The organism is Clostridium algidicarnis DSM 15099, from assembly GCF_002934235.1.
GTDB classification, from domain to species: Bacteria; Bacillota; Clostridia; order Clostridiales; family Clostridiaceae; genus Clostridium_L; species Clostridium_L algidicarnis.
Window position 1 is genome coordinate 42848 of record NZ_PTIS01000002.1, and the last position, 19757, is coordinate 62604.

Sequence of the window (19757 nt, forward strand, 5' to 3'; positions counted from 1 at the left end):
TAAGTATAGTTTTAAAATAAATCTAAAAAGGAGGGAGCTATGAAGAAGAAAGGTGTAATTTTAACATTTACACTAGTTATAGTAACTCTTTTAATCATCGGTGCTAAGTTTAATACTGTGGCATATTTTACAGATGCTAAAGAAACTGAAAGTAGTCTTAAAGCGGGAACCGTAGATATAAAGATTATAGAAGAATTTAATCCTCCGGTAAAGGATATTCAGATAAAGAATATGGGTACAAAAAAGTCATATGTAAGAGTTAAATTAATACCGGTTTGGCAAGAAGAAATAAATGGTCAGTGGATAGATACCTCTTTAAGTTTAGAAAATGTAATTATTAATATGGGTGAAATTTCAAAGGAGAAGTGGATTTTTTCTGAAGACTTTTATTATTATAAAGGTATTTTAGAATCAGGGGAAATTACAACTCCAAAACTTAATATTAATGTAGATTATAAAGAAGATAATATTTCAGATTATAAAGGAAAGAGATTAAAATTAAGGGTTTATGCAGAAGGGGTGCAGTCATCTAATGAAATGTATAAAAGTATATGGAATTTAAATTCCCTTCCATGGAATTAGAGGAGGAGGATTATGAAGAAAAATTATAAAATTGTTATAAAATTATTTATTTTAATATCTTTTTTTATGATTGCACTTGTAAAGACCCAGGTATATGCACAGGTTATTGAATTAAAGAGTGATTCAAATGGACTTAATATAAGCTCTGAAGATTTATTTGATATTAAAGATATTGACCCAGGAGATATTGAAAGCTCTAAAATAACTATAAAAAACTCACAGGATAATAATATTAAGTTGTATTTAACCCATAAAAAAGACAGTGAAATAGATATAGAAGGAGACTTATTTAAACAGCTTCAAATGACTGTGGATTATGATAATGAAGAATTATATAGTGGAAGTTTAGGCGACTTCTCAAAGGAAAACTTATATTTAGGGGATTTTCGAAAAGGGGACAGTAAGGATATAGATATTGAGGTATATCTTCAAGGAGAAGAAACGGATAATAAGTATCAAAATAAATATATTAAGTCACAGTGGATATTTACAGCAAATGTAGATGAAAATCAAAAGGTTGAGCAGCCTAAGGAAAATAATATTTGGGGACTTCCTAAAACAGGCGGCATAAGTTTAATTACACTTTGCATAGCTGGTATAGTTTTAATACTAGTTGGAGTGGAGAAATTATTAACAAATAAAGAACAGATGAAACTAACTTCTAAAGATTAATAAAAACATATGATTTAGAAGCTGATTAAGAATGAAAGTTAAAAGGGACCTATATGCTTATTCTAGGTCCCTTTTTAATTGTAGGTATATATTTATTAGTAAAGATATAATTTTATATGCTATAATATATTAAATATTATAGAGGCAAAAGTAATATTTAATATATTATAAATTAAGAAAATAGGAGTATATAAAGCAATGAAAGAACTTAATATTGATTTAGATTTACTTTTAGAATCATTTTCAATTAATGAAGATGATCTAGGGAAGGAATATTTAGATACTAATACAGGTGAGGTTATCAACATTCCTTCTGAATTAGAGGGTATAGCAAAAGGAAGCTTTGAAGAATCAAAACTAGAAGAATGGCAAAAAGAATTACTAGAAGAGGCATTTAAAATTAAAAAAGACAATAATGGTAGATACATAATTATACCTACTATTTCAGAAGACTATATAAATAATGTTATGATAAGTTTCGTAAATGAAAATATGGTTTCTAAAGATATTGAAGATAAGCTTAAAGAGGCTTTAAGTGGTGATTCAGCCTTTAGAAGTTTTAAAAGTGTATTATTTGAGAATCACCATGAACTGGATAAGTGGCATGAATATGAAGAGCATAAATTAAAAGACTATGTCATAAGTTGGCTCTTTAATAATAATATTCTAATAAAATAAAGGGATCTTGAAAATATTCAAGGCCCCTTTTTTATGGAGAAAGATTAGTTTTCAAATATATGAAAAGATGTAGACAAAGCAAATTTAATATATTATGATATAATTAATTAACAGATAAAACCTTTAACACCACAACGTAGGCATAAGGTTGATATGAGCAAGAAATATAAATGTATGTATTTGTTTTAATGGAGTCATCATAATAAATAAATGACATATATATATTATATAGTGAAAAATGCTTCATGTATATGAAATATGGTAAGGCTCCACACTTATATTTTACCTCAAATTTAGAGCCGTGGTATAAGTAATACAAATAGAGAAATGAGGTAAAAGATTATGATGGATGATGTAGGTAAAAAGATAAAGGAATTAAGAACTAAAAATAATTTAACCCTTAAAGATTTAAGTGTTAAATCTGGAATGTCTATTGGGTTCTTGTCCCAATTAGAAAGAGGATTAACAACTATAGCTATTGATACCTTAAGTAATTTAGGAGAAGTTTTAGGTGTAGATTTATCTTATTTTTTATCAAGTCCAAATCAAAGCAAAAAGCCAATAATTCGTAGTTATGAAAAAGAAGTATTCCAAATAAATAGCAACCAATTTATATATTATAATTTAACTAATGACATAGAAAATAAGGAGCTTTTGCCAAGATATATAGAAATACTTCCTACTAATAGTAAGGAAGATGTTGAAACTTATAATCACGAAGGTGAAGAGTTTATATATGTTATAGAAGGTATACTAACATTAGTTATTAACCATGAGCAGTTTGAATTATTTCCAGGAGATAGTGCTCACTACAGTTCTAAAACCTTTCACAACTGGTCTAACCATACTAGTAAAACCGTTAAGCTTATAGCTGTTCACACCCCTAATATTCTCAAAAAGTAGAGCCTGGTGCGACATTTAATTAAATAATTAGTGGGGTTATACTAGGACTTATTCAATAACACAGGGAGTTATTGTTACATATTTAACTTACGGGAGGTGATTTCATTGACTTTAGCAACTACAATAAATATCCAAAAGTTCTCCGTACACGATGGTCCGGGAATTCGTACCACAGTTTTCTTAAAAGGATGTCCTTTAAATTGTTGGTGGTGTCATAATCCAGAAAGTCAAAATATAAAACATGAAATCCTGTTTTTTAAGGAGCGGTGTACTGGGTGTGGTGTATGTGTTAAAAGATGCCCTGAAAATGCTATTGAAATCAAAGGTGGGTATCCAGTAACAGATAAACACAAATGCATACTTTGCGGAAAATGCTCAGACTTTTGTCCTACAAGTGCTAAAGAATACGTAGGAAAAGATGTATCAGTTAAAGAAATTATGAAAGAAATTATAAAAGATCAAGTATTTTATGAAGAATCAGGAGGGGGAGTAACATTTTCAGGTGGAGAGCCCATGTTATATAAAGATTTTTTAGATGAAGTATTAAAAGCTTGTAAAACTCGAGGGATTCATACAGCCGTAGATACAAGTGGTGAGGTATCCTTTGAAAGTTTTGATAAAATAAAAGATAATGTAGATTTATTTTTATATGATATTAAAATGATGGATACTAAAAGACATAAAAAATACACAGGGGTTGGTAATGAATTAATTCTTGAAAATTTGAAAAGGTTATCAGACTCTGGTGCAAATATATTTGTAAGGATGCCTATTATTGCAGGAATTAATGATGATGATTTAAATATAGATGAGAGTGTTACTTATTTGTCAAAATTAAATATAATAGAAGTTAATTTATTACCATATCATAAAATGGGTATGGATAAATATAAAAGATTAGACATGAAATATAAGCTATCTGGAATGGAAAAGCCATCTGATGCAAGGATGGAACAAATAAAAAATAAATTTATCAAGGCAGGGATTAAAGTAAAAATAGGAGGATAATAATTATGATAACTGACAGAGTAGAAAGATTAAGAAAAGAGAGTTTAAATGCAGTTCCTCGTATTTCTATGGAAAGAGCACAGGTAGTAGATAGAGTATATAAACTTTATGAAGGTAAGGTTTCTATACCAGTTCTTAGAGCTTTAGTGTTGAAAGAATTTATGTCTACAAAGAAACTTTGCATAAATAAAGGTGAATTAATAGTTGGGGAAAGAGGTGAAGAGCCAGCATCTACGCCTACTTATCCAGAATTGTGTTGTCATACCATTACTGACATGGAAATAATGAATAGGCGTGAAAATATATCCTTTAAGGTCAAAGATGAAGATATAAAGATTCAAAAAGATGTTATAATTCCTTTTTGGGAAAAGAGATCAATAAGACATAAGATATTAGAAAATATGACAGAAGAATGGAAAGCTTGTTATAAGGCAGGTATATTTACAGAGTTTATGGAACAAAGAGGTCCTGGACATACGGTTTGTGATGATAAGATATATAAAAAAGGATTCTTAGATTTTAAAAAAGATATTGAAGAGTCCATAAAAAATCTTGATTTTAACGAGGATAATGAAGCTTTAGATAAAAAGAATCAGTTGGAAGCTATGGGTATAGCTTGCGATGCAATAATGATACTAGGTAAACGTTATTCTGAGTATGCAAAAGAACTTGCAGAAAAAGAAACTGATTTAGTAGCTAAGGAAGAGCTTCTTGAAATTTCTAAGGTGTGTAGTCATGTTCCAGCAAATGCTCCAAGAAACTTTAGAGAGGCACTTCAAATGTATTGGTTCGTTCATCTTTGTGTTATTTCTGAATTAAATCCATGGGATGCTTATAATCCAGGAAGATTAGATCAACATTTAAATCCTTTTTATGAAAGAGAAATTGAAGAGGGTACATTAACTCATGATGAGGCAGAAGAACTATTACAATGCTTTTGGATTAAATTTAATAATCAGCCTGCACCACCAAAGGTTGGAATAACATTAAAAGAAAGTGCAACCTATACAGACTTTGCTAACATTAATGTAGGTGGAGTGAAGATTGATGGGTCAGATGGAATTAATGATGTAAGTTATATTCTATTAGATGTTATAGATGAAATGAAACTTTTACAACCAAGTTCAAATGTTCAAATAAGTAAGAAGAGTCCACAAAAGTTTGTTAAAAGAGCTTGTGAGATTTCAAGAAAAGGATGGGGTCAACCATCTATGTTTAATACTGATGCTGTAATTCAAGAACTTATTAATGCAGGCAAATCTTTAGAAGATGCTAGATGTGGTGGAAATAGTGGATGTGTTGAAACCGGTGCCTTTGGTAAGGAAGCATATATTCTTACAGGATACTTTAATTTACCAAAGATATTAGAAATAACTTTTAATAATGGTATTGATGTTATGACTGGTGAAAAGTTAGGAATTGAAACAGGAAATGTTAATGAATTTAAAACTTATGATGAACTATTTGAAGCATACAAAAAACAACTTAAGCATTTTATTGATATTAAAGTAAGAGGTAATAGGGTTATTGAAAGAATATATGCAACTATGATGCCAGTACCATTTCTTTCAATTGTAACGTCTGATTGCATTTTCAATGGAAAAGACTATAATGCAGGTGGTGCTAGATACAATGTTAGTTATATACAAGGTGTCGGCATAGGTACAATCACAGATGCTCTAACAGCTATAAAGTATCAAGTATTTGATAAAAAGAATATAACTATGGATGAATTGGCTGAAACATTAAAGGACAATTTTGAGGGCCATGAAGATGTGTTAAAACTTTTAAAAGACAGAACTCCTAAGTACGGAAATGATGATGACTATGCAGACGACGTAATGAAGGAGATATTTGAAGCATTCTTTAAAGAAGTAGATGGTAGGAAAAATGGTAAGGGTGGAGTGTTTAAAATAAATATGCTCCCAACTACATGCCATGTTTATTTTGGATCGGTTATAGGAGCAACTCCAAATGGAAGAAAGGCTTATGTTCCACTTTCAGAAGGGATTTCACCAGAAAAAGGGGCAGACTTAAAAGGTCCTACAGCAGTTATTAAATCAGCAGCTAAGATGGATCATCTAAAAACAGGTGGAACTTTGTTAAATCAAAAGTTTACACCATCCGTTGTAGAGGGAGAAAAGGGTCTTAATAATATGGCAGATTTAGTAAGGTCATATTTTAAATTAGATGGACACCATATTCAATTTAATGTAGTGAACAAAGAAGTACTAATAGAGGCACAAAAAAGCCCTGATGAATACAAAGATCTTATAGTACGAGTTGCAGGATATAGTGACTATTTCAATAATCTTGATAAGGTATTACAAAATGAAATAATTGACAGAACTGAACAAACCTTTGCATAGTGTAGCTCTGTTAAAATATAAGGAGATGTATTTATGAAAAAGACAATAGGATTTATAGGATGTGGAAATATGGGACTTGCTATGGTGGGAGGAATTATTAAAAGTAATATAGTTTCTTCAGATAGCATAATAGTTGGAGATTTAAATGAGAAAAGTTTAAAAGCAGCTAAAGAAAAGTATAATATTAATATAACTACTGATAATAATGAGGTTGCTAAAATTTCAGATATATTAATATTATCTGTAAAACCGAATTTATACAAGGTGATAATTAATCAAATAAAAGATGTAGTAAAAGAAGAGGTAATAATTGTAACTATTGCAGCGGGAAAAGATATTAAGGGCACAGAAGAAACATTTGGAAGAAAGTTAAAGGTAATTAGAGTAATGCCTAATACTCCAGCACTTGTTGGAGAAGGTATGTCTGCAATATGTCCTAATGACATGGTAACTAAAGAAGAATTAGAGTATATGATTACTATATTTGAAAGCTTTGGGAAAGCAGAAATAGTTGGTGAGAAATTAATGGATGTGGTAACCGCTGTAAGTGGATCAGCGCCAGCTTATGTGTATATGTTTATAGAGGCCATGGCGGATGCTGCAGTATTAGATGGTATGCCAAGGAACCAAGCTTATAAGTTCGCAGCTCAAGCAGTATACGGGTCTGCAAAAATGGTATTAGAAACAGGGATGCATCCAGGAGCTTTAAAAGATATGGTTTGTTCTCCAGGTGGCACAACTATAGAAGCTGTAGCAACTCTTGAAGAAAAGGGGCTAAGAACAGCAGTTATTTCAGCTATGAGAAACTGTACTAAAAAGTCTATTGAGATGTCTAATTTAAAATAAGGTATGCATTTATGGAAATAATTAAGATGCCGTTAGAAGTTTAGAACCTTGTTTATATAACTTAAAAAAAACTCCTTTGGGAGTTTTTTTTAGTCGTTAATATATTGTTAATATATAAAGAGTAAATAGAAGTTAGGCCTTATAGCAAAGAGCTAGATTGATTATATAAAAGTTAACAAGTTTTGAATAAACTATTAAATATATTAAAATAGATATAGAAAATTAAATAAGACTAAATCAACTACGAATTTATAAGATTATATAAGTTAAAAGGGAACCAGGTTAAAATCCTGGACGGTACGGCCACTGTATTTGGCGAGCTACTTCAATGTTATTATAAAGTCACTGGAATTTATTTTTCTGGGAAGGCGGAAGTATGCTATGAACCATAAGTCAGGACATCTAACTAGTTGAAAGTGTAGTAGGGGCCTTCCGATTAAAGGTTTAACACAAGATATTAAGATTTCTATATAAGTTTACTATTATACTATAAGTATATTTATATAGGGTTTGTATATATTAGTTAAATCTTAGCCTTTAAAGCTAAGGTTTTTTATTATTATAGAATAATTTTAATGCACCTATTCACAGTGAAAAGCTAAGTGATAGGTGCATTTTGCTTTTAACTAGGACCTTTTATATAAATAACATAAATTTAGGTAAATGAGTTTATCTGATAAGGAGGTATTAAAAACTGAAATTAAAAAATCGTTTTAATCTTAAACAAAGAAAGGGTGTTAGTATGAAAAGAAATAAATTCCAATCTTTAAGTATCGTTTTAATTTTTTCTATACTTTTAAATATCATATCATATGTTCCGGTTAAAGCTTTGGCAGAAGGCAAGGAAGATTTAATAGAAGAAGCTATAGAAACAACAAAAGGTAATATAAAGTCACTTTCAAAGTATGAAGATAATGATACATTAGCCTTAAATTTATTAGGGGAAAATATAGATTCAAATAAAATAAATATTTATGAATATAAGAGCCTTAAAACTTATCCAAAGAATATTATAAATTTAGTTGCAGCAGGTAAGAATCCTGAAGATTATGAAGGTAAAAATTATGTAAAAGAAGTCTTAGATGGACAAACAGAAAGTGGACTTTTTGTAGTAGGTAATGAGCAGGAAGATTCATATCCTGAAAATATGGCAAATGCCATTATTGCAATGGACATGACTAAGGCTGAATATAATAAAGTATCAGCAGTTAAGTTATTAATGAGCTTTGCAAAAGAATCTGAAGAAGGTAAGAGTTTTGATGACAATGTTGTAAAAACATCTCTTGCAATAATTGCTTTATCTTCACATAAAGATGTAGAAGGTGTTAATGCGTTAATTGAAGAGTTAAAGGAATATTTAAAAAATGAACAGCTTTATGATGGTAGTTTTTCAATTAATTCCTTGGCTGATGATGATTCGGATTCGGAAGGAAATGCAGTAGCTACAGCTATGGTAATACAAGCGCTTGTAGCTTTAGGAGAAAATCCGTTATCTAATGGATGGGTTAAAGATGGTATAAATCTTTTAACAGCTCTATTATCTTTTAAAGAAGAAGACAAATTTATATTTAATAGTAGTTATATAAGAATTTCAGAGAATGAAGCTACATCTATTTCAATATTAGCTTTAAAGAGTATGGAAACGGGCAAGTCAGCATATAAGACAGTAAAGCAAGAACAAAAAGAAGCGAATTCTATAGAGATAGTAGCAGCTAATACTTCTATTAAAGAAGGTAAAACTCTATCTTTAGAAACAAAGATTTTAGATAAAGATAAAGATATAGTACAAGGTAATGAAATTATATGGACTATAGATGATGAAAATATTGCATCCATAGACGAAAAAGGTATATTAAAAGCTAAAATTCACGGAACAACTAATGTTCATGCTTCGATAAAAGGGAATGAAGATATAAGTAGTGATATAAGTATAAGTGTGTATTCTCCTGTAGCAAAATCTATAGAAATATTAAATACTGAAGAATCTATAGAAATTGGAGATAGCATACCTTTAAAATCTATGGTAAAAGACCAGGATGGCGAAGATATTAAAAATGTAAATTTGATTTGGAGTTTGGATAATAAAAAGCTAGCTTCAATTGATAACGATGGATTTTTAAAAGCACGCAAAGAAGGTATTATAACAGTATTTGCACAACTAGATAATGATGAAAATATAAAGATAGCAAAAAGCTTTAATATTAAAAAGCCTAGTTCATTAGAAGACATAAGTGTGGAAGATAAGGCAAAAATAAAAAATGAAATTGAAAATTTAAAGAAGTTTTATGAAATGGAAACTGTAGAATCTATGGTTCCAATTGCCTTAAGTAAGGTTAATGCAGATCAAAAGATACTAGACAAGGTTTATATAAAAAGAGGGGAATCCTCTTTGATATACGCTCAAAATATATTGGCATTGGTTGGTTCAGGGAAAGATCCTAAAGATTATAAAGAGAAAGATTATATAAAATCGCTAGTTAAATCCCAAAGAAAAGAAGTTGGAAAGTTTCAAGGCCAATTCATAATGAATGAAGAATTAGATATTGATGCGCCTGCTATACTAGCATATTCTATAATAGCTTTAGAAACTGCAAAAGCTGATTATGATAAAGAACTTGCTATTAATGCATTAATAGATTTAATACTTAATAATAAAAATACAAGTAATACCTATAGCAATATAGAGTCTAATGGTATGGCCCTTATAGCATTAGCTTCTCACCCTGAAATTAAAGGGGTTGATAATGCTATAAGCACAATTATTACTACAATGAAAGCTTCGCAAAAACCTGACGGAACCTTTGAATCAGGTAATAAATCAAGGGCTTTAGCTATAGTAATTCAGGGCTTAGTTGCGAATAATATAAATCCTCTTTCTAAGGAATGGATTAAAGATAAAAGTATGCTGGATGCACTTTTGAAATTTAAGGCAGCACCAAGAGGTAATAATAAATATGGTGGCTTTGCAAAGTTTGAAGGTGGAGCATATGAAATGGTAGCTACGTCACATGTAATTGGGGCATTAGTTGACCTATATTATGGAGAATCAATATTTGAAATAAAAAATGATTCTATGAGTGAAATAAAAGAACCAGCAGTTATATCAGTTGAAGGCGTAAAAGAAGGAAAGATATATACAGAAACTATAAATATAGATATATCAACAGATGAAGGAACCTGGAAGTCTACATTAAATGGAAAAGATTTCTTGGGTGGCGATATAAGTAAGGCAGGGAAATATACGCTGAAAGTTGTAGCAGAACTAGAAGGTGTTAAATCAGAAAAAGAAGTTAGTTTTATAGTAGACATGCCTCCTTATGAAAAGATAAGGGTAAGAGTTGAAGGTAACAAAGAGACTTTATTTAATAATATTGTAGAGTCAAGCATTTCCCAAAGTAATGTTCTTGAAGTGTTAATGAAGGCTGTAGGCAAAGAAAATGTTAATGGAACCGGAAATGGAGAAGGGTACATAGTAACTGGAATACTCGGAGAAAATCAAAGTGAGAATCTTGGGTGGAGTTATTATGTAAAAAGAGGCTTAGATATTAGACAACCTATGATAGGAGCAAGTGGTTTTACTAATATAAAAGATGCACAAGGCAAATTTAATTATGATGAGATTGTATTCTATATGACTCATTATGAATTTGACGAAGAGTTTAAACTATATACAGATATACCAGTAGTATCAGTGAAGTCTTTAGATGAAAATCACGAGATAACTGTGTTAAAGCAAAAAGATAAGACAGCTTTGAAAAACATTGATGTTAATATCGAAGGTATTGGAAACTTTAAAACTGATGATAATGGGAAGGTTAATTTTAAAGCACCAAATGCTATATATAATATAAAGATTGGTAAAAGAGATAAGCATATAGACGTTGTACCAAACACTTATGTAGTATCCCTTCCGGTAGAGGAGCAAATTTTAGAGACAACCTATGATGAAAATAAAGTGGGTGAAGGTATTAAAGATCCAGTTGTAAAAGATATTACAATAGGTATGGATAAGGATGGAAACATTTCTTCGGATATATTTGAAAAGTCCCTAGGAAAGAGTAAAATTTTAAAATTTATAAATAAGGATATGACATGGGAATTTCAAACAAAAGATATAAAAAAGGAAAATATAAAGGCTATAAATATTGATTTAAATAAAGATAGCCAAAACAAAGAATCTATTTTAAAAGATTATAATGATGCTAAAATATTATCCTTTAAAGATAATGGAATATTACCAGCTAAAGCTAAGATAACAATGAAGTATGATAGTGTGAATCCTGTTTATTTATATTATTATAATGACGATACTCATAATATAGAAAAGATTAGTGGACCACATACATCAAAGGATGGGTATATAGTATTTGAAATAGAACATTGTAGTGATTATTTCTTATCTAGTATAGATTCAGATAAAAAGCTAGAAGTAAAAATGGAAGATATCCTAATGGAAATCACTAGATATTATGAAAAAAAAGACGTTTATAGTTTTAGAGAAGCATTAGGATTACGCAATATATCAAAGAATATAAATGTAAAAGATAAGATAGAAGTTTTTGAAGTGGATAATGTTAGTGATGCTATAAATAACATAATTTCTATTATTGCAGCAGGAGAAAATCCAAAAGATTACAAGGGTAAGAATTATGTTAAGATGCTTAAAACTTCACAAAATGAAAATGGCGCATTTGTAATTTCAAATGGTGATGAAGATTGGCCAACTCTGCAAGCATTTGCAATGATTGCACTAGATATGTCAAAGGTTGATTATGATAAAGAAAAGGCTGTGAATTATATAATATCTATGGCAAAAGACGGCCATTATTCGGATGTAGATACTACAACTATGGTTATTACAGCATTGGCAAACCATAAAGATATAAAAGGGGTAGAAGAAATAATAAATTCTTCTATAGAATATATAAGTAGCATGCAATTAGAAAGTGGCGGATTTGAATCTTATGGAAATGAAAATCCATATACATTATCTGCAGTGATACAAGCTCTTATAGCAAATGAAGAGGATATCTTCTCTAACAAGTGGATTAAAAGTGGTAATACACTTTTAGATGCACTTTTGACATTTAAAACTGGTGATCACTTTGAATTTAAGAGTGAGTGGGGAACAGAAAGTAAAATGAGTACTGAACAAGCAACACTTGCTTTAGGAGATATATATAACAAAAAATCTGTTTATAAATCTATAACTCTTTTAGGAAATGAAGCAGAAGCAGAAGAAGTAAAAGACGATCAAAAAGATAATAATACAGAAGTAAACAATGAATTAAAAGAAGAAACAGATAACACACACGTGGAAGATGTAAATGCTAATATTAAAAAGACAGACAATGTTAATATAAAAGAAAATGCAATAAAGATTCTTCAAGATGGAAAATCTGAATCTAAGATTGATACAAAAGAACTTGTTAAGACAGGTAACATCATAGGATTTGAATCTTTGATAGTAATATCAATGATTATGATTATAGCTGGAATAATAATCATAAAAAAACAAAAGAAACAATCTGTAATTTAATGTAAGCACCTCTGGGGTGCTGGAAATAAAATACATACTGATAAAGTAACTTTATCAGTATGTATTTTTTATTTATTCATTGTGCTATAGTTTATGGTATAATTTTATAGGGTAAATAATAGAAAATCTAAATATAAGTAAATATTTAGGGAAATATAAAAAGGCATACTGATATATATTTACTATTTTAAATATTAAGGGTATCCTTAAAGATGGATACTTTATGGAAGTTACCTAAGGAATTAATAGAGGTGCAACTTATGATTTTTAGTTTTGATGATAATGACATTAAAGATTTACTAGGAGATATAGTTTATAATACAGGTCTTGATATGTATTACAGAAATAAGGTAAGGAAAATTGATGTTTTAGAGGATTCACAAAATACGTTTTCTGTTATTTCTACAGTAGAGTCAGCTTATGATCTAAAAGATTATAAGGTAAATATTTTAACAAATAGGAGAAATGGGGCTATGTATTCTAGCTGCAACTGTTTGGATTTCACTGAATATGGAAAATGTAAGCATATTGCGGCTGTATTCATAAAGATTAATAGAGAAGGTACTACGCAAAAAAGTAGAATGAGAGAATTAATTAAAGATGATGGCTCAGAGCTACTAAATTATTATAGGCAAGAATCAAAGGATAACTATAAAGCAAATGAACTTATTAATATGGAAGCATTAATAGAAATTAACGATGATTTTTATAAACCATATGCATTGGAGCTTAAGGTAGGTCTAGAGAGGCTTTATGTGGTTAAAAATTTAAAGGAATTTATAGAAAGTGTGTTTTTAAATGAACAGTCAATTTATTTTGGAAAAGGATTTGAATTTTACCCTAAAACTCAATATTTTTCAAAAGAAGATTATGAGGTGCTTTTACTGATTAAAGAAATATATGATAATAATAATCATGTAAATGCCAATATGTATGTGAATAAATCAATATTTTTTAGTGGCAAGAGAGCCTATTTAACAGAGTCACAGTTAATTAGATTTTTAAGGTTAAAAAGTGGATTGAAAATAAATGCTATTCTTAAAGGAAAAGATTACAAAAATATAAATGTATTCACTAAGGATATACCACTTAATTTTAATATTTCTATGACTGATGATGTATTAAGCTTAAAGTTAAATGAAGGTATTCCGGAATCCGTAGATAGAAAAAATAAGATATATATGTATAAGGAGGATTTATACCTACCTTCGAAAGATCAGATAAAATCACTTATGCCTATATATAAAACTATGAAAAAACAAGGTAGTAACAATATAAACTTTAAAAAGAGCGAAATCAGTGAGGTAGCAACTTATATTATACCGAAACTTAGACTTATAAGTGAAAGCATAATAGCAGATGAAAGCTTAGAAAGTATTATAAAAGAAGAAACTTTAGAAATTAGTTTTTATTTAGATAAAGATAAAGACTATGTAAGCTGTGATGTAGTTTTTAAATATGGGGATACCTCATTTGATTTAAAAGATAAGGATGAGGATAATAAGGCTATTGTGGTTATAAGAAAACTTAATGAAGAAAATATTGCTCTTAGAACTTTAGAGAATATGGGGTTTGAAAAAGAAAATAATAAATATTACTTAAAAGATGAAGATATGATAATAGACTTTGTAATCCAAGGAATAGGAAATATAAGTTCACTTGGAGAAGTTTATTATTCAGATAGCTTTAAAAATATTCAGGTAATGTCATCTAAGAGTTTCAAGTCTTCTATATCACTAAATAATGCAAATTTATTGGAGTTTGACTTTGAAGTTGAAGGCATGGATAAATCAGAACTTAAAAGCTTATTTAATTCATTGAAACAAAGAAAGAAATATTATAAGTTTAAAAGTGGTGATATCCTTCCATTAAATTCAGGAGAAATTCAAGATTTTAATTTACTAATGCAAACCTTAGATATTGATACTGATAAATTATCTAAAGGTAAGGTTACATTACCTAAATATGCTTCCCTTTATATAGATGAAAATATAAAGGCTAATAATCTTAATTTTATTTCAAAAAATAAAACTTTTGAAGATTTAGTAAATGCTATGAAAGATATAAAAAATTCGAATTATGAATTACCAAAAGGAATAACAGGTAACCTAAGAGATTATCAAAAAATAGGATTTAAGTGGTTTAAGACTCTTTCATACTGTGATTTTGGTGGTATTCTAGGAGATGAAATGGGGCTTGGGAAAACCTTTCAAGCTATAAGCTATATTGCATCAGAAAAGGAAGAGGGGGCACTTAATACTCCAGCTTTAATAGTATGTCCTACATCTTTAGTATATAATTGGCTTAGTGAATTTGAAAAATTTGCACCAGATCTTCAAATACTTGTGGTTTCAGGTAGTAAAAATGAAAGGCTAATTCAAAGAGAAGGATTATTAGAATATGATGTAATTATAACTTCATATCCACTTATAAGAAGAGATATAGAGGAATACAACGACATAATATTCAGTATATGTATTTTAGATGAAGCACAGCAAATCAAAAACCCATCATCTTTAAATGCACAGTCCGTTAAGGAATTAAAGGCACAAAAAAGGTTTGCATTAACAGGAACACCAATTGAAAATTCACTAACAGAACTTTGGTCAATTTTTGACTTTATTATGCCAGGATATTTAAAGACTCAAGGAAGATTTTCAAAGAAATTTGAAATACCTATAGTAAAAGATAAAGATGAGATAGTATTAAAAGAACTGTTAAAGCTTATAAGACCTTTTATATTAAGAAGGTTTAAAAGAGATGTGGCTTTAGAACTTCCAGAAAAGATAGAGCATAAAGTAATAGTAGATATGACAGAAGAGCAAAAGAAGCTTTATGTTTCTTATGTGAACTCCTTTAAGGAAGAAATAAAAGAAGAAATAAAGGAGAAGGGTTTTAATAGAAGCAAAATTAAGATACTTTCTTTGCTTACAAGGCTAAGACAGATTTGTTGTGACCCTTCAAGCTTTTTAGATAATTATACTGGAGATAGTGGGAAATATATTACCTTAGATGAAATATTAGAGGAAAGTCTTTCAAATGGTCATAGAGTTCTGCTATTTTCTCAGTTTACTACAATCTTAAAAAGTATAAAAGAAAGATTAGACAAAAGTAATATAAAATCTATGTATTTAGATGGATCTGTACCATCTAAAAAGAGAATGGGCATGGTTAATGAGTTTAATGAGGGAGATGCACAGGTATTTTTAATATCATTAAAAGCAGGGGGAACTGGGCTCAACCTTACAGGAGCAGATTTAGTAATACACTTTGATCCTTGGTGGAATCCAGCAGTAGAGGATCAAGCTGTAGATAGGGCTCATAGAATAGGCCAAACAAAAACTGTAGAAGTAATAAAACTAATAACAAAGGGAACCATAGAAGAAAAGATTTATGATCTTCAGGAAAAGAAAAAAGAAATAATAAAAAGTGTTCTTGATGGAGAAAATCATGATAAAGTACTCTTAAGTACTATGACAGAAGAAGATATGGAAGACTTGTTTAAAATCTAATTTTAATATGAGGAGGATAAAACATGAAAGAAATAGTTCTTTGTGGAGGATGTTTTTGGGGTATAGAAGCATACATGTTAAAAATAAAAGGTGTAATGGAAACAAAGGTTGGATATGCAAATGGGGATAGAGTAAATCCAACTTATGAAGAAGTTTGCACAAAAATCACAGGTCATGCAGAGGCTTGTCTAGTAAAGTACGATGAAAGTATTATAACATTAGAAGAGCTTTTAAATAGATTCTGGTCTATAATAGATCCAACTATAAGGGATAGACAAGGAAATGATAAAGGAACCCAATATAGAACTGGAATATATTATTTAGATGAGAAAGACTTAGACACAATACTAAAAACTAAAGACAAACAACAAGAAAAGTATGAGGCAGATATAGTTACTGAAATAGAACCTCTTAAATGCTTTTATGATGCAGAAGAGTATCATCAAAAGTATTTAAAGAAGAACCCAGGTGGATATTGTCACATCAATTTAGATTTTTAAATCATTTTTAACTATATAAAAACCAGCTAATCTTTAAATAAGGTTAGCTGTTTTTTTTGTGTTTTCATTTCTCTTTTTTATATAATCATGTGTTTCGGAAGTTTCTCTCCATTTTTTCCGTGGGTCACCTCTAAAACAATTTGAAATAGAAAGAGCAGTTTCAGCTGGAGAAATAAATAAAAGAGCAATTGATATAAAAAGAGAAGTTATAGAATCGCAGAAAAAGGTATTAGTTGTATTTGAAAATAATAAAGAAACCTTAGAAAAAGTAATAAAATAAAAATAGGTGACAAAAACAAAAAAAAGTATATATAATATACATATGATGGGAATATTACATAGGGGGAGATGCTGTGGAATTTAAAAGTAGTATTATAATTATAACATTAGCAGTTTTTATATTTATACTATTAAACCTAGGTAAAAAACTTGTGTATCATATAAGATTTAAAGGTTATAAAGTTAAATATGTAAGCAGCAGACTTAAAATAGGCCGAAGGTGGATTATATATATGGGGATTATGTTTATGATAGATATATATAGTTATATGAAACTTTATAAGTATGGATATAGAACATTTAATTTTTACCCTGATATGATTTATGAAATACTTATTTTAGTTATATTCTTCATAGAAATACTTATTTTCTTAGTTATTAGCAGTAGTATAATGATGTTTAATGAAAAGTTTATTTATATTGGTTATGAAAATATGAAATTTAGTGAAATTAACTATGTTAAAGTCTATCCACAAAAGTCAATTATTACGGGAAGACTAGTTGAAATATCTGTTAACGGTAAAATTGAAAATAAGTTTTATATTAGAGAAAAAAACTTATACAAGCTAGAGGAAATTTTTAGAGATAAGTGTAGGGTAATATTATAAATATATAGATAAAAGATTTTAATCATAAATATAACCTTTTAGTATGTAGCATAATAAAGTTATATTTATGACTTTTTAGGATATAAAAGATACAGTTTTCATTATTATCAAATAAGATTAAAGTAAAAGGGCTTATGAGAATTCCAAATGTAAAAGCAAATGGAGTATAATAAGGACAAGAAGGCTAATTATAAATTAGTAAAAGGAGGATGAAAATGAGAAAGTTAAACTTAGATGAATTTACTAAATACAAGTTTTTATCAAATGTTGATTTATCATCTAATGGTAAATTTGCTTGCTTTGTTATGCATGAATCAAATGTAGAGGATAATAAGTATTCATCCAATCTATGGTTATATAATGTAGAGAGTGGTGAGTATAGGAAACTCACTTCATTTGATAAGGAATCTAATTTTATATGGTTAGAAGATGGAGAAAACATATTATTTTCAAGTGTTAGAGATGACAAGGATAAGGAAAAGTTAAAAGATGGTGAGGCTTTTACTCAATTTTATAAGATAAATATTTATGGAGGAGAGGCTGAAAAGTTCTTTAGAATACCTCTAAGAGTAGGAAGCATTAAAGAAGTTAGGGAAGATAAATTTATATTTGCAGCGGAATATGACCCAATGCAATTTAATTTAGATGGATTGAGTGATGAAGAAAAGTCAAAGGAATTAAAGAAAAGAAAAGAAGAAAAGGACTATCAGGTAATAGATGAAATTCCATTTTGGAGTAATGGTAGTGGATTTACTAACAAAAAAAGGGACAGGCTATATATTTATGATATAGTAAGTAATAAATGTAAGGCAATAACTGAAGAGATAAGTACTGTTGGAAGTTTTAATTTAAATGAAGATAAATCCAAGGTAGTATTTGTTGCAAATGAATTTAAAGATATGTTATCAATGATAGATAATGTTTATACCTATGATATTGAAAGTGGAAATATAGATAAGTTAACAGAGGGTGAAGAGTTTTCTTATTCTTATGTAAACTTTATGAATGATGACACTATTATTTTAATGGGAAGTGACATGGAAAAGTACGGTATAAATGAAAATGCTAAGTTTTATAAAATCAATACTAAAACTAAAAAGTGTATTTGTATAACACCTGATTTCGAAACTAGCACTTGGAATTCTGTAGGTTCTGATGCTAGGTATGGAGGAGGATCAGGATTTAAAAAATATAAAGATCATTTATACTTTATAACAACAGAAGGGTACAGTTCTCATTTAAATAGAATAGATTTAGAAGGAAACATAGAAAAGATCATAGAAACTAATGGATCAGTAGACAGTTATACAGTAAATGGAGAAGAAATACTATTTATTGGATTAAGAGGTTTAAAACTTCAAGAACTATATAGTTTAAGAGACAAAAAAGAAATACAGTTAACTGATTTTAATGGATGGGTTAATAAAGAAATAAGCCTTTCTAAAATTGAAAGGTTAGCAGTAGAAACAGAAGATGGAGTTATAATAGATGGCTGGGTACTAAAGCCTGTAGATTTTGATGAAAAGAAAAAGTATCCTGCTATACTTGATATTCATGGAGGGCCTAAAACTGTTTATGGTGAAGTGTTCTACCATGAGATGCAATACTTTGCCAGTGAGGGATATTTCGTATTTTTCTGTAACCCAAGAGGTAGTGATGGAAAAGGAAATGAATTTTCAGACATAAGAGGGAAGTATGGCACCATTGATTATGATGACTTAATGAAGTTTACTGATGAAGTTTTAAATAAATATGAAAGCATCGATAAAGATAGAGTTGGTGTAACTGGTGGGTCTTATGGTGGATTTATGACTAACTGGATAATAGGCCATACCGATAGATTTAAAGCAGCAGCTTCTCAAAGAAGTATATCTAACTGGATCTCAAAATTTGGTACTACAGATATAGGCTACTACTTTGTAGATGACCAGCAAAGTGGTACACCTTGGAATAATGCTGATAAATTATGGTGGCACTCTCCACTTAAATATGCAGATAAAGTTAAGACACCAACATTATTTATTCATTCTGATGAGGATTATAGATGTTGGATGGCTGAGGCACTTCAAATGTTTAGTGCACTTAAATATCATGGGGTAGATTCAAGAATGTGCTTATTTAAAGGAGAAAATCATGAATTAAGCAGAAGTGGAAAACCAACTCACAGGATGAGAAGGCTTCAAGAAATAACAAACTGGTTTGATCATTATTTAAAGTAAGAATAACTAATAAAATAATATGAACATAAAAAGGTATCTGAT

At 29.3% G+C, this 19757-nt stretch carries 12 protein-coding genes and 1 riboswitch; all 12 genes read left to right on the forward strand.

From position 1 onward, the window contains the following. The first annotated feature begins 39 nt into the window (after nt 1–39). The 12 genes from BD821_RS02460 (at nt 40) to BD821_RS02515 (ending at nt 19715) form a co-directional block, all read left to right on the forward strand. Nucleotides 40–582 carry a hypothetical protein gene (locus BD821_RS02460; RefSeq protein ID WP_029452364.1) on the forward strand — a complete coding sequence of 181 codons (543 nt, stop codon included), beginning with the start codon at nt 40–42 and terminating at the stop codon, nt 580–582. A 12-nt stretch (nt 583–594) separates the two neighbouring features. Further along, on the forward strand, nt 595–1254 hold the full coding sequence (locus tag BD821_RS02465) for a hypothetical protein (protein ID WP_104409155.1): 660 nt from the start codon (nt 595–597) through the stop codon (nt 1252–1254). A 198-nt stretch (nt 1255–1452) separates the two neighbouring features. Beyond that, a complete protein-coding gene (locus BD821_RS02470; RefSeq protein WP_104409156.1) occupies nt 1453–1932 on the forward strand; it encodes a UPF0158 family protein in 480 nt (159 codons plus the stop codon). 342 nt (nt 1933–2274) lie between these two features. Continuing rightward, nucleotides 2275–2835: a helix-turn-helix domain-containing protein gene (locus BD821_RS02475; protein ID WP_029452367.1), complete on the forward strand. Its 561-nt coding sequence runs from the start codon at nt 2275–2277 to the stop codon at nt 2833–2835. 105 nt (nt 2836–2940) lie between these two features. Beyond that, the gene (locus BD821_RS02480; protein ID WP_104409157.1) at nt 2941–3843 is read left to right on the forward strand and encodes a trans-4-hydroxy-L-proline dehydratase activase; all 903 of its coding nucleotides are present in this window, start codon (nt 2941–2943) and stop codon (nt 3841–3843) included. Between the two features lie 5 nt (nt 3844–3848). Continuing rightward, on the forward strand, nt 3849–6212 hold the full coding sequence (gene hypD, locus BD821_RS02485; RefSeq protein WP_104409158.1) for a trans-4-hydroxy-L-proline dehydratase: 2364 nt from the start codon (nt 3849–3851) through the stop codon (nt 6210–6212). A gap of 33 nt (nt 6213–6245) precedes the next feature. Next, nucleotides 6246–7058 carry a pyrroline-5-carboxylate reductase gene (gene proC, locus BD821_RS02490; protein ID WP_104409159.1) on the forward strand — a complete coding sequence of 271 codons (813 nt, stop codon included), beginning with the start codon at nt 6246–6248 and terminating at the stop codon, nt 7056–7058. A gap of 233 nt (nt 7059–7291) precedes the next feature. Beyond that, a riboswitch (cobalamin riboswitch) is annotated at nt 7292–7478 on the forward strand. Nucleotides 7479–7800: 322 nt separating this feature from the next. Further along, a complete protein-coding gene (locus BD821_RS02495; protein WP_104409160.1) occupies nt 7801–12597 on the forward strand; it encodes an Ig-like domain-containing protein in 4797 nt (1598 codons plus the stop codon). 212 nt (nt 12598–12809) lie between these two features. Next, nucleotides 12810–16109, forward strand: a complete 3300-nt coding sequence (locus BD821_RS02500; RefSeq protein ID WP_242971446.1) for an SNF2 helicase associated domain-containing protein — start codon at nt 12810–12812, stop codon at nt 16107–16109. Between the two features lie 23 nt (nt 16110–16132). Beyond that, nucleotides 16133–16609 (forward strand): peptide-methionine (S)-S-oxide reductase MsrA, encoded by a 477-nt coding sequence (gene msrA / locus BD821_RS02505; protein ID WP_029452374.1) that lies wholly within the window; start codon nt 16133–16135, stop codon nt 16607–16609. A gap of 353 nt (nt 16610–16962) precedes the next feature. Beyond that, nucleotides 16963–17496 carry a hypothetical protein gene (locus BD821_RS02510; RefSeq protein WP_104409161.1) on the forward strand — a complete coding sequence of 178 codons (534 nt, stop codon included), beginning with the start codon at nt 16963–16965 and terminating at the stop codon, nt 17494–17496. A 215-nt stretch (nt 17497–17711) separates the two neighbouring features. Beyond that, the gene (locus BD821_RS02515) at nt 17712–19715 is read left to right on the forward strand and encodes a S9 family peptidase (protein WP_104409162.1); all 2004 of its coding nucleotides are present in this window, start codon (nt 17712–17714) and stop codon (nt 19713–19715) included. Nucleotides 19716–19757 lie beyond the last annotated feature (42 nt).